Raw genomic sequence first — 12,997 nt, 5'->3', positions numbered from 1 at the left:
TAATTAACATGTATTTTTAAAAAAAAGCATTATGCTTCTTTCTTTTATTTAAGTATTTTTTCTGACGAGAGATTTATCAATTATGATTCATAAATTCCTTCTTGCAATTCTTGCTTCATTACTTTATTAATACGTAATTTTTAATGAAGCTGCTTTTTCTTCCGCTTCATTGAATAGTTCTTCAATAATTTGTTTAGCTGGACGTATATTTTTGATCATACCCGCAATTTCGCCTGCCATTGCAGATCCTGTTTCCATATCTCCGTCGTAAACTGCTCTAGATAATGAACCAAGCGTTAATTTTTCCAACTCTTCATGAGGAGCATTTTCCATTTCCAATTGGTAAAATTTTTCCAACATGCTATTTTTTAATGATCGAACAGGGTCTTTTGCTTTACGACCAGTTACAATAGTATCTGTATCAATAGAATTGATCAAACGTTGTTTATAGCTATCTGGAATCGGACATTCTTCTGCTGATAAGAATAATGTTCCTACTTGAATTCCTTGCGCGCCTAATGCGTAAATTGCAGCAAGCGAACGTCCGTCACCTACACCGCCAGCACCTAATACAGGTATGTCTATTGCGTCAACAATTTGTGGCAATAAAGACATCGTTGACGTTTGACCGATGTGTCCCCCTGCTTCTTGACCTTCTGCAACAACTGCATCTACCCCTGCTGCTTGCATTTTAATAGCATGTCTCACAGAAGCGATAACGGGAATCACTTTTATGCCCGCTTCTTTAAATACTGGAATATATTTTTTTGGAGATCCAGCACCAGTCGTAACAATTTTTATATTTTCATCCAAAATAACCTGAGCCAATTCATCACAATTTGGCATTTGCAACATTAAATTAACAGCAAACGGTTTTTTAGTGATTTCTCTGGTTAATCTGATTTCTTCACGCAATTGATCTGCTGACCAACCGCCTGATCCCAAAATACCTAAACCACCAGCTTCAGAAACTGCTCCTGCTATTTTATGGGTTGCAATTCTTGCCATAGCTCCTTGAAAAATAGGGTATTCGATTCCTAACATTTCACATATCGTTGACATTATTTTTCCTTCTCTCTTGTTAATCTATTAACTTTATCTATTTATTATAAAACAGAATTTAGATATTGTGAAATTACTCTTTTGTTAATAAACCTATTCCTTTTTGGTTCTGTATTTTTCAAAACTCTACTTATAAATTAACTATTCCTTTTAAAAACGGCATCCAAAATCGATAATCGTCAATTATTCTTTCGAATAAAAAAAACCACTCTTTCCAAATAAGTTATAAGTTGTTATAATATTAATAACCTATTTATTATGTATTGTGAAAGTGTTAATTTTCACTAATTAGAAAGGAATTTAATTCTATGTATAATAATATGATTGTTCGTTATTTAGAAGCTCTGATAGCCGATGGGACTTTTACTCAAGCAGCTAAATCTCTCTATATTTCTCAACCTTACCTCAGCAAGTACATCACTAAAATTGAAGAGGAGCTAAAGACTTCTCTTGTAGATAGAACACACAATCCAATTGAATTAACTTATTCAGGTGAACGCTATCTTTCACACATGAAGTCTATTCAAGTACAATACGATGATATGTTAGACGAATTGTCTCTTATAACCAACCTAAGAAAGGGCCGTATAAGAATAGGAGTCCAATCTCTTATGGGAACCTTTTTGCTACCCATGATCTTACCCTCATTTCAAAAAGACTATTCTGAAATTGAATTTAAAATCTTAGAACAAAGCCCTAAACTAACTGAACAAGATATACAAGAAAATAAAATAGATTTTTATTTAGGTTTGATGCCTAAAAAAGATGACAGCCTATCTGCTATTGTCTTAACTGAAGATCGTTGGTGTGTGATCGTACCAAAAACAAGTGCTCTTTATCAATCTGGTTTGAAAAAAATAACCCTTTTCCCTTATCCCTTAACTATTTTAAAAAATGAAAAGTATGTCCTGACAAATCAAGAATCAGGCATTCGCAGACAAACCAATGAGTTTTTTAAAAAGCTTAGCATTAAAGCTAGTATTGTACTAGAGAGCAAAAATATTTTTACAGCTTCAGCTCTTGCCAGAAAAGGAATGGGCTTAACATTTTTACCAGAAAGCGCCCTTTCTGAAATCGAGTCCTTCCATCACTATAATGTTTTTTACATTGATCCTAAAATCATGTGTGTTAGTTACTTTATTGCTTATAAAAAAAATAAGGCCTTGTCAACTTTAGAATTAACGTTTATTGACCACGTAAAAACTCAATTAAAAAATTATTCATAAGTTGGATCTAACAAGTAAACACTAAAAGCGATTGTACTTTCTAACATTCTCTTTAGGCAGATTGTTTTAAAAAAACCAACTTAAGTGTTAAGGTACATTTGTACTAAAAAACTTTATTGGGGGCCTTTTTTTGAAAATTATTGTTGTCGGAACATCACATGCTGGTTATGAAGCCATTCAAACATTGTTAAAAGAACAGCCAGATGCTGAGTTACATTTGTATGAACGCGGTGACACCGCATCATTCTTATCTTGTGGAATTCAAAGTTACTTAGAAGGATTGGCTGATTCTTTAGATAGTTTGCATTACGCAACTGAAGAGTCATATATCAAGCAAAACATAAACGTCCATATGAATAGTGACGTTACTGGAATCGATCCAAAAGCTAAAATGATTACTGTAAAAACAACTGATGGTGAGACTCAAGAAAGCTATGACAAATTGATTCTTTCTCCAGGTGCAGTGCCTATTGAAATTCCTATTCCTGGTGCTGACTTAGACAATATCTATTATGTACGTGGCCGTAACTGGGCTGGAAAAGTTAAAGCGCGCATGGACCAATCGAAAAAAACGGTTGTTGTCGGTGGAGGGTACATTGGAATCGAAGTAGCTGAGGCTTTTACAAAATTTGGGATTGAGACTACAGTTATTGATTCTTTAGATCGCGTACTAAATACCTATCTCGATAAAGAATTTATTGATACCTTAAATGAAAACATGCACCAACACGGACTTACTGTTCGCACGGGTGAAATGGTAAAAGAAATCATTGGCAAAAACGGGACCGTTACTAAAGTGGTCACCGATCAAGGCGAATATGAAGCAGACACTGTTATAATGGCTGTTGGGGTCCGTCCAAATACGAAATGGCTTCAAGGAATCGTTGACTTGAAGCCAGACGGCACGGTCGTTATTGACGATTATTTAGAAACGTCTGAAAAAGATATTTTTGCAATGGGAGATGCTACAAAAATTCCATTTGCGCCAAACCATGGGTCTAAACTAATTGCCTTAGCATCTAACGCTCGTCGTCAAGGTGTGATCGCAGCTAAAAACATTTTAGAGAAAAAGGTAAAAATGCCTTATGTTTCTGGTACTTCTGGATTAACACTCTTTGATTACAAATTAACTTCTACGGGGGTTAAAGATATTGATCAAGATTCTATTGACGCTGAAGTAGACAGCACGTTTGTAGTAGAAAATATTCGCCCAACTTTTATTGATGACGAAAAAGTTATGATGAAAATCCATTTTGAAAAAGAAAGTCATCGTATTGTTGGTGCTCAATTGTTGTCAACTTATGACGTTACAGCTTCCATCAATGCTCTATCTGTAGCTATTTCATCAGGCTGGACACTCGAGCAATTAGCGTTTGCTGATTTCTTCTTCCAACCAGGGTTCAACCGTCCTTGGAATTACCTAAATGTCCTTGCTCAAAAAGCATTAGACGGTAATTTTGATGGTGAAAAATTATAATTCTTGTTCGTTAAAAAAATGTGAAAATTAAAACACTCCCTGCAAAGGAAACCTTAGAAAGACTAACTATTTCTAAGGTGCTTTGTAAGGAGTGTTTTTGTATGGATCAGAATCAATCGACTGGATTATTCTTTTCATAAAATATAGCCCGTAGCGCAAATGCAAACAGTATAAACTTTATACTTGTCCTGATTGTAAGAACCAGTCTATTAAAAAATAGTAATAATTTTTTTAAAGGTGGACAGATTGTTTTGTAGTAAAAGGACACAAGATTATCTTTTTGTGAAATTTTCAGTTAAATGAATTTCAATACAAAGTATATAATAAACACTCCAGTTAAAACATACATCATTTTTGATACAGTTTTATGCTTTCCAGTGCTTACTTTAAGAAATGTATGGAATGAGAATCCCCATCCGATTCCATCCGCAATATTAAAAGTCAAAACCATCATTAAGACCATTAGAATTGCCGGGAAATATTCGGTGAAATCAGTAAAATCGATATCTTTCAAATTGCCTGCCACTAGCAGTGAACCTACAATCACGAGCAGCGCAGAGATGACCGCTAGTGGAATGAGTGCGATAAAAGGAATAAATAAGATGGTGAAAAGAAAATAAATCCCTACTAAAAATGAAGTCAATCCACTTTTTCCACCTACAGCTATTCCTGTTGCACCTTCTGCACTTGTACAAGTAGAGCTGCACCCTAGAACACTTGCCATAATAACAGATAAACCATTTGCTTCTAATGTTTTCTTCAAAACTGTTGGATCTTCAGAATTCAAAAAACTAATTTGGGTTCCTAGATTTTGAAAGACAACTAAAATCAGTAATGAAAAGACTGCGATCCAATAGTTGAAAGAAAGGACACTAGAAAAATCAAACTGAAAAATAAAGGGTTCTAATGACCGGGCATCAATCAGAGAATAAGAGAATGAGCTAATATCCGTAACTCCTAAAAAGATTGAAATGATCACTCCGAATACGATCGTTAACAAAAAATTTCCTCTAACATTTTTAACAAACAAAAACAGTCCTACTAATAATGTAGCTAACATCGTCAACGGAATCGGTTGGAAAATATTATTCAAAGCCACGATCGTGTCTGGCGAAGAGACAATAATTTCACTGTTTTTTAAGCCAAGGAAAATCAAGAAAAACCCGACTCCTGCACTCATTCCCTTAATCATTGTAGCTGGTATAGCACGCAAAAGCTGACCTGTGATGTTAAAATACGTCAATAAGAAAAAGATAATGCCCACAATGAAAACGATCGACAAGCTTTCTTGCCACGTAAAAGCAAAAGCACCTACTAAGATATAAGCGAAAAATGCGTTGTCGCTCATGCCTGGAGCTAAAATTAACGGTGACTTCGCATATAAGCCCATTAAGATATTACTAACAGCCGTTGTTAAGATAGTTGCAATCATAACGGAATTATAGTTCATTCCTGTTTGCGATAGAATAAGAGCATTAACTGCCACAATGTAAACGATCGAAACAAAAGAAGTAACACTAGCTTCTACTTCTGTTTGTAACGTACTGCCTCTTTCTTCTACTTTAAAAAATTGTTGCACCGTTGCCATTACCTCACACTCGCATCATAATGGATTCCTAAAGCTTTTGGTCCACGAGTTTTTCTACCAGTAAAGATAAGAGCCAATAAAGTAACTAGGTAAGGCAACATGTAAAATACTTCTGTTGGGATAGAACTAGCGAAATCTAAAATTTGAATTTGATCTTTGATTGACTGAGCAAATCCAAAGAGCAAAGCACCCGCTAAAACACCATATGGATTCCATCGTCCTAAGATAACAGCTGCGATCGCAATATATCCTTGTCCAGCAATCGTATTAAATGAGAAATTACCGTTTGTCGTTAAAACAATCGTCGCCCCCCCTAATGAAGCAATCGAACCACTCATCATAACAGCCCAAAACTTAATTTTCATCACATTGATCCCAGCTGTATCAATAGATCCAGGGTTTTCTCCGACACCTCTTAGTCGCAATCCTAAAGAAGTCTTAAAGAAAACAAATCCGATTAAAAGTACTGCTGCAAAAGCAATGTAGGTCGTAGGATACGAGTTGAACAGTGCTTTACCGATTATCGGGATATCTGATAGAACTGGAATAGAAATTTTTAAAAACATATTTTTCAAACGAGGTGTTTCTGCTGAGCCATCGAATAGCAGTTTAACTAAGAAAAAAGTAACATTAGCTGCTAATAAATTAATAACAACCCCACTAATAACGTGATTTGCTTTGTATTTCAAGGTTGCTAAAGCATGCATTCCTGAGAATATTGTGGTAAATATAAAAGCTGCCAACAAACCAATAAAAGGACTTAAGCCTCCCATGCCAGCTGATTCAGCATAATAAGCACCTAGCGCTGAAAAAAATGCTCCAGAGATCATGAATCCTTCTATTCCTAGGTTGATAACACCAGCTCTCTCACTCAACATACCGCCTAGGCCACCAAATAATAAGGCTGCGGCAAAAATCAAACTTCCACTTATAATATTGGCTGTCATCTTATTTTACCTCCTTTTTAAGCGCCTTTTTTTTCGGTAACAACGCTTTAACAATTCCAGGAGCTGCAACGAAGAAGATTATAAGTGAAATAACGATTCCAATAATTTCACTTGGTACTCCTGCACCAAACTGCATTCCTTGTGATCCATAATCTAATGCTCCAATCAAAATACCTGCTAAGGTCGTCCCTAATGTTGAGTTGCCTCCTAATAAAGCAACCGCCACACCATCAAATCCTACGCCACTTGTAGAAGATACGATCGCTACATATCCGTAAACGCCTAATGTATCCAAGGCGCCAATTAATCCACCTAATGCGCCAGAGATAAACATTGTCCGTATTAAGATTCCGTTTACTTTCATCCCGGAATAATTTGCGGCATCAGGATTTAACCCAACTGTTTTAGTTTCATAACCCCACCGCGTTTTTTCAAAGAAATAATAAAATCCGAAAATAACGAATGGGATAATTATGAAACCCCAGTGGATACGTACACCGCTGAACAGATCATTTAATGAAGGAAAACTGACACTAGCTGATTCTTTAATAAGAGATGAGCGTGCTGTTCCCTCTTGTGCTGCAAAACTTTTGATTAACATATGACTCAGATACAACGCAATATAGTTCAACATGATTGAACTGATAACCTCATTGATCCCGAACTTAGTCTTAAGACTAGCGATCAAGACCCCCCATAAACCCCCAGCAATCACACCAACTATAATAGCTACTATGCCATGTATAACAGGAGGTAAATCAATTAATGTACCTACTAAGAGAGAGCTGACTGCCCCCATAATGATCTGTCCATCAACCCCGATGTTAAAAATACCAGCTTTACTAGCAACCGCAACTGCAAATCCACTTAAAATAAGCGGAATAATAGCACGGACGGTTTCACCTATGTCGTAAGGTGAACCAAAAATCTTTAAAACTAATGATTCATAGGCTGCTATTGGGTCATATCCACCAATCAGCATGACGATTGCTCCAATAACTAACGCAATGAAAACAGCGATCAGTGGAATAGTTGCTTGGCTATTCTTAAAGTCTTGTCTAATTTTTTCCATGGTCTCATTCATCACCCGATCCTTTACCAGCCATCATTAGACCTAATTCTCTATCATTTGTTTCATTTGGTTTTGTTTGTCCGACTATTTGACCATCAAAAATAATATCTATTCTATCTGATAAAGTTAGTATTTCTTCTAATTCAAAAGAAATAAGTAAGACCGCAACACCTTTATCCCGCAAGCGAATAACTTGACGATGGATAAAATCAATCGCGCCAATATCAAGTCCACGAGTTGGTTGTACAATGATAAGCAGTTCTGGATCACGGCCAATTTCTCTTGATAAAATGACTTTCTGTTGGTTCCCACCAGACATACCACGTACAATCGTTCGTTCATTTTCAGCGCGAACATCATAATTTTTCATAGCAGCCCTTGCTTCTTCGTACATCAATGTTTTATTTAATTTGATCCCTTGATTATACTTTTCTTTGTAATATTCGATTAAAATTAAATTCTCTGCAATATCGTTATCCAATACTAATCCATGTTTGTGTCTATCTGCTGGTACATAACTCACACCAGATTCATAGATTTCACGAGTTGACTTGTCTTTTTGAGAGACACCGTTAATTAATATGTCCCCTTCTTGGAAATCACGCATTTTAACAATTGCCTCTGCTAATTCCATCTGACCATTTCCATCAACACCAGCAATCCCTACAACTTCTCCAGCGGCAACAGATAGATTAATGTTATTTAATAGTTTCTTTTTACTCGGACTTAACATTGTAAGATTTTTGATTTCTAATACATTTTGTTTAGGGTCGTATGCCTGTTTATCAATCTCACGCGAAATATTTTTACCAATCATCATTTCCGCAAGTTCTTCTTTATTTGAATTTTTTATATCGACAGTAGAAATGTATTTCCCCTTACGAATAACAGTACATTTGTTAGCTACTTTCATGATTTCATTTAATTTATGCGTAATCAAAATAATGGATTTACCTTCTGCTACCAACGTTTGCATTACTTGTAATAACTCACCGATCTCATCGGGGGTCAAAACAGCTGTAGGCTCATCAAATATCAATAGATTTGCTCCACGATATAAACATTTCAAAATTTCAACTTTCTGTTGCATGCCGACTGGTAAATCCTCAATTTTACTATTTGGGTCTACTTTCAAACCATATTTTTCAGATATATTTCTAACTTCTTTAACAGCAGCCTTCATATTTAAGCGGATGCCGTTTTTTGGCTCCATACCAATAATGATATTTTCCGTGACCGTAAAATTTTCAATCAACTTGAAATGTTGGTGAACCATTCCAATACCTAAATGGATCGCATGGTTTGGATTTTCAATTTTTGTTTCATTTTCGTAGACTGAAATGCTGCCTTCTTCAGGTTGGTACATACCGAAAACAACATTCATTAAAGTAGATTTCCCTGCACCATTTTCGCCGAGCAAGGCGTGGATCTCTCCACGTCTTACAGTCAACGAAACGTCATCATTAGCAACAAAATTACCGAATCTTTTTGTAATATGTTTTAATTCTAATACTTTTTCAACTCGTTTTTGTTCCATCGTATGACTCTCCTTTATGGTTTCTCAGGAACTGTAATATCTCCAGAAATAATTTTTGTTTTGTAATCTTCAACAAGATCTAATATGTCTTTTGGCACATTTTTATCTGATGTTGTTGCTAAGCCTACGCCATCTTCAGCTAAACCTAAACGAACAACTTCTCCACCTGGGAAGTTTCCTTCAGCTGTTTTTTCAGAAATATCATATACTGCTCTGTCTACATTTTTCATCATAGAAGTTAGTGTAATATCATCGCCGAATTCTAGTGATTGGTCTTTATCAACTCCGATCACCCAAACTTTTTCTCCATTATCAAAACGTTCTTGAGCTTCATTAAAGACACCATTTCCAGTACCGCCCGCAGCGTGGAAGATAGTATCTACACCATCGTTGTACATTGTAGAAGCAGCTGATTTACCCATATCCACACGGTTAAAGACACCGACGTAGTTTACAACTACTGTTGCTTCTGGGTTAACAGCCTTGACCCCTGCTTCAAAACCTGCATGGAAACGTTGAATAACTGGGATTTCCATTCCACCAACAAAGCCAACTTTGTCTGTTTCAGTCATACTAGCTGCAACAACACCTGCTAGAAAAGCACCTTCGTTTTCTTTAAATGAAACCGAAACAATATTTTCAATCCCTTCAATATCTGAATCGATAATACCTAATTTTGTATCTGGATTATTAGAAGCAATCGTTGTCACAGCATCTGCTAACGTTGCTGCAGTGGCCCAAGTCAAATCTGTTTGGCTATTAACAAATTGAAGTAAACTTGGCTCAACTTCTGAATCTGCTTTAGGTTCTAAGTATTTCACTTCATACCCTTTATCTTTTTCTAATTGTTGTAACCCTTCCCATGCGCTTTGATTAAATGACTTATCATTCACACTTCCCAAATCAGTTACCATGCCTAATTTGAAATCCGTTTTTTCACTTTCATCCCCAGCTTCACTGGCACTGTCATTTCCACAAGCTGCCAATACTGTCATTGATAATAAAGCGAACCCAATAGTTTTAATAGTTGATTTTTTCATTTTTATCACTCCTGTAGTTTTTTATTTTATCTTTTAATTTAGTTCTGCTAAAAAGCTTTTGCCATTTTCTAATGCTGGTAAATCAAAGTTTGCAGCAATTGTCGCACCGATATCCGAAAAATAATTGGCTGTTTTCAACTCTTTTGCATTTTTAAATTGTTTTGAATAAGCAAGCAACGGAATATATTCGCGTGTATGATCTGTTCCTGGAGCGGTTGGATCATTTCCATGGTCTGCTGTTATCAGCAACAAATCTCCTTCTTCAAGTCTAGCTAGAATTTCTGGTAGACGCCTGTCAAAATCCATCAATGCTTCGCCATAACCTTTTGTATCTCTGCGATGTCCGTAAAGAGCATCAAAATCGACTAGATTAGTAAAAGACAACCCTTCAAATGGTTTTTCCATTACTTTTAATAATTGATCTACTCCATCCATGTTGCTTTTTGTCCGAACTGCTTCAGTAATGCCATGTCCATTAAAAATATCGCTGATTTTACCAACTGCAATAACATCTTTTCCGTTAGCTTTAAGTTTATCTAATACTGTAGAACCAAATGGGCTTAGCGCGTAATCGTGCCGGTTAGCTGTACGTTTGAATGCACCCGGTTCTCCAAGATAAGGACGTGCGATGATCCGACCAATCATATAAGGATCTTCTTTTGTGATCTCACGGACATACGCACATATATCGTATAACTCTTCTAAAGGGATAATTTCTTCGTGCGCTGCAATTTGAAGAACTGGATCAGCTGATGTATAAATAATCAAAGCTCCCGTTTCCATTTGCTCTTCACCTAATTCATCAAGAATACCTGTTCCAGATGCTGGTTTATTTCCAATAATTTTTCTTCCTGAATATGCGGTAATTTTTTCAAGCAACTCCTCTGGGAATCCCTCTGGAAAAACTCTGAATGGCGTGTCAATTTGTAAACCAGCAATTTCCCAATGACCCGTCATTGTATCTTTACCCACACTTTTTTCAGCTAACTTTGTCCAATACGCTTCACTTGCTGCTACCTTATTGATCCCTTTCAAATCTGCAATATTTCCTAAACCCATTTTTTCTAGGTTTGGTAAGGCTAACTCCATTGATTCCGCGATGTGTCCTAGTGTATGTGAACCTGTATCATTAAATGATGCCGCATCTGGTGCTTCACCAATTCCAACTGAATCTAACACGATCAAATGAATCCGTTTGCTTTTCATATTTCTTTTCCTCCCTATTTAGTGGTACAATCTTATTGCTATTAAAATTTTATTGAGGTGAAAACATGAGCAAGGGTATTAAATTGTTTGATGGTCTTTCAGATGAACAGATCAAAACTATCTTAAATTCCATCCCATCTAGAAAATATAAAAAGAATCATATCCTCATTTTTGAAGAGGATCCCATTGATCAAGTCTATATTATTAAAAGCGGTGCTTTAAAAATTTATAGAGCGTATGAAGATAAAGAAATCATCCTTGACTTTGTTAGAAAACATGAAGTAATCGGAGAAGTTGAACTTTTTTCTAAAAGCCCAGCTCTATCTTCTGTTGAAGTCACTGAAGATGCTGAAATTCATCATCTGTCTCAGGCTGATTTTATTGCTTTAATCTATAAAAATAAAATAATTCTGGAAAATATTTTCCGGATCCACCATCAACGCTTTGAAACTTTGAATAAACAAATAAGAAATTTAACTTTCTATAGTGTCCACACTCGCGTTTGTCGTGTTTTACTTGATTTTATCGAGAACAATGAAAAACCCAATGATTTAACGATAAAAAATATCAACCAAAGCACGATTGCTAGTATGATTGGTGTAACACGTGAATCCGTTTCTAAAGCCTTTAAAGATTTACAAGATGAACATATTCTCTCATTACAGCCAAAGACGATAACCGTCCTTGATATGGATAAATTACAAGCATATGCAAATTTTGATTAATGCTCTATCGGCTTGTCTTTATAATATAATAGAAAGCGCTTTCTTTCGATGACTTATCCAACAGCTTTAGTGTGAACATGATTACTTCTTATTAGATAACGCTTTCATAACGTTTATCGTTTTTATCCTTTATTATAGGTATTAACCACATAAGAGGAGGAATTTATTTATGAGTTTTCACATTAGTGCAAAAGAAGGTCAAATTGCTGACATCGTTTTATTACCTGGGGATCCGCTTCGTGCAAAATATATTGCTGAAACATTTTTAGAAGATGCTGTTTGCTACAATACTGTTAGAAATATGCTTGGTTATACAGGAACCTATAAAGGTAAAAAAATTTCCGTACAAGGTACTGGAATGGGAATGCCTTCTGCAGTCTTGTATATTCATGAATTAATTAATGATTACGGTGTTAAAACATTGATACGTGTTGGAACGTGTGGAGCTATTCAAAAAGACGTACATATTCGTGACGTTATCATTGCTCAAGCTGCAGCGACAGACTCCTCCCTTATTTTTAAAGACCTAGCGCCAATATACTTCCCACCAATTGGTAATTATGGTTTGATCAGTAACGCTTTCAATATCGGAACTGAGAAAGACATGACCGTTCATGTTGGAAACGTCTTTTCTTCTGACACATTCTATAATGATACTGAAGATACAATGAACAGTATGACAAAACTTGATGTATTAGGTGTAGATATGGAAACAGCCGGTCTTTATTACCTAGCATCTAAATTCCATGTGCGTGCTCTTAGTATCTTAACTGTTAGTGACCACCTGATTACTGGAGAACAAACATCAGCTGATGAACGTCAAACAAGCTTCAGCGAAATGATTGAAGTCGCATTAGAAGCCGCTATTAAATAAATCAATGAACAACAGAAAAAAACCGTTATAAAGTCTTTTTTCAAAAGACACTTATAACGGTTTTTATTTTTTTGGCAGTATCAGGGTCAATCAGTCTAAAGTATTCTTATAACAGCTAATTTTCGCGTAGTCTGGTCTGATTGATTCCGATATAAAGCAAAAATTGACGGGCGTGAGTCCAATTCAATACCGCATCCACGCCAGCCAATCAGCTGCTCAATATTAAAAGACCTATAATTTTTA

General features: G+C 35.8%; 11 protein-coding genes. 4 read left to right on the top strand and 7 right to left on the bottom strand.

The genetic code is table 11. The features are described 5' to 3' along the window. Positions 1-126: 126 nt before the first annotated feature. On the bottom strand, positions 127-1,062 hold the full coding sequence (locus BP17_RS01525; protein ID WP_035051139.1) for a nitronate monooxygenase: 936 nt from the start codon (positions 1,060-1,062) through the stop codon (positions 127-129). Positions 1,063-1,370: 308 nt separating this feature from the next. On the opposite strand from BP17_RS01525, the gene BP17_RS01520 reads away from it, so the two are divergent. Further along, positions 1,371-2,288: a LysR family transcriptional regulator gene (locus tag BP17_RS01520; protein WP_035051138.1), complete on the top strand. Its 918-nt coding sequence runs from the start codon at positions 1,371-1,373 to the stop codon at positions 2,286-2,288. Positions 2,289-2,418: 130 nt separating this feature from the next. Continuing rightward, positions 2,419-3,765, top strand: coding sequence for an FAD-dependent oxidoreductase (locus BP17_RS01515; RefSeq protein ID WP_035051137.1), 1,347 nt, complete (start codon positions 2,419-2,421; stop codon positions 3,763-3,765). Between the two features lie 295 nt (positions 3,766-4,060). On the opposite strand, the gene BP17_RS01510 is transcribed toward BP17_RS01515, so the two are convergent. The 6 genes from BP17_RS01510 to deoB are packed head-to-tail and all read right to left on the bottom strand — an operon-like array spanning position 4,061 to position 11,155. Continuing rightward, positions 4,061-5,353, bottom strand: coding sequence for an NCS2 family permease (locus BP17_RS01510; RefSeq protein ID WP_035051136.1), 1,293 nt, complete (start codon positions 5,351-5,353; stop codon positions 4,061-4,063). Next, positions 5,353-6,300 carry an ABC transporter permease gene (locus tag BP17_RS01505; protein ID WP_035051135.1) on the bottom strand — a complete coding sequence of 316 codons (948 nt, stop codon included), beginning with the start codon at positions 6,298-6,300 and terminating at the stop codon, positions 5,353-5,355. Before BP17_RS01505 ends, BP17_RS01510 begins: the two co-directional genes overlap by 1 nt. Position 6,301: 1 nt before the next feature. Beyond that, a complete protein-coding gene (locus tag BP17_RS01500) occupies positions 6,302-7,372 on the bottom strand; it encodes an ABC transporter permease (RefSeq protein ID WP_035054988.1) in 1,071 nt (356 codons plus the stop codon). Positions 7,373-7,376: 4 nt separating this feature from the next. After that, positions 7,377-8,909 (bottom strand): ABC transporter ATP-binding protein, encoded by a 1,533-nt coding sequence (locus BP17_RS01495; protein ID WP_035051134.1) that lies wholly within the window; start codon positions 8,907-8,909, stop codon positions 7,377-7,379. Positions 8,910-8,923: 14 nt separating this feature from the next. Continuing rightward, positions 8,924-9,949, bottom strand: a complete 1,026-nt coding sequence (locus BP17_RS01490; protein ID WP_051910406.1) for a BMP family lipoprotein — start codon at positions 9,947-9,949, stop codon at positions 8,924-8,926. Positions 9,950-9,982: 33 nt separating this feature from the next. Next, entirely contained in the window at positions 9,983-11,155 is a 1,173-nt protein-coding gene (deoB, locus tag BP17_RS01485) for a phosphopentomutase (protein ID WP_035051133.1), read from the bottom strand. 65 nt (positions 11,156-11,220) lie between these two features. On the opposite strand from deoB, the gene BP17_RS01480 reads away from it, so the two are divergent. Beyond that, positions 11,221-11,880 carry a Crp/Fnr family transcriptional regulator gene (locus BP17_RS01480; protein WP_034546600.1) on the top strand — a complete coding sequence of 220 codons (660 nt, stop codon included), beginning with the start codon at positions 11,221-11,223 and terminating at the stop codon, positions 11,878-11,880. 169 nt (positions 11,881-12,049) lie between these two features. After that, entirely contained in the window at positions 12,050-12,754 is a 705-nt protein-coding gene (gene deoD, locus BP17_RS01475) for a purine-nucleoside phosphorylase (protein ID WP_035051132.1), read from the top strand. Positions 12,755-12,997: the final 243 nt, after the last annotated feature.

This window comes from Carnobacterium pleistocenium FTR1 (assembly GCF_000744285.1).
GTDB lineage: Bacteria > Bacillota > Bacilli > Lactobacillales > Carnobacteriaceae > Carnobacterium_B > Carnobacterium_B pleistocenium.
This window is presented reverse-complemented; position numbering and strand designations above follow the sequence as displayed.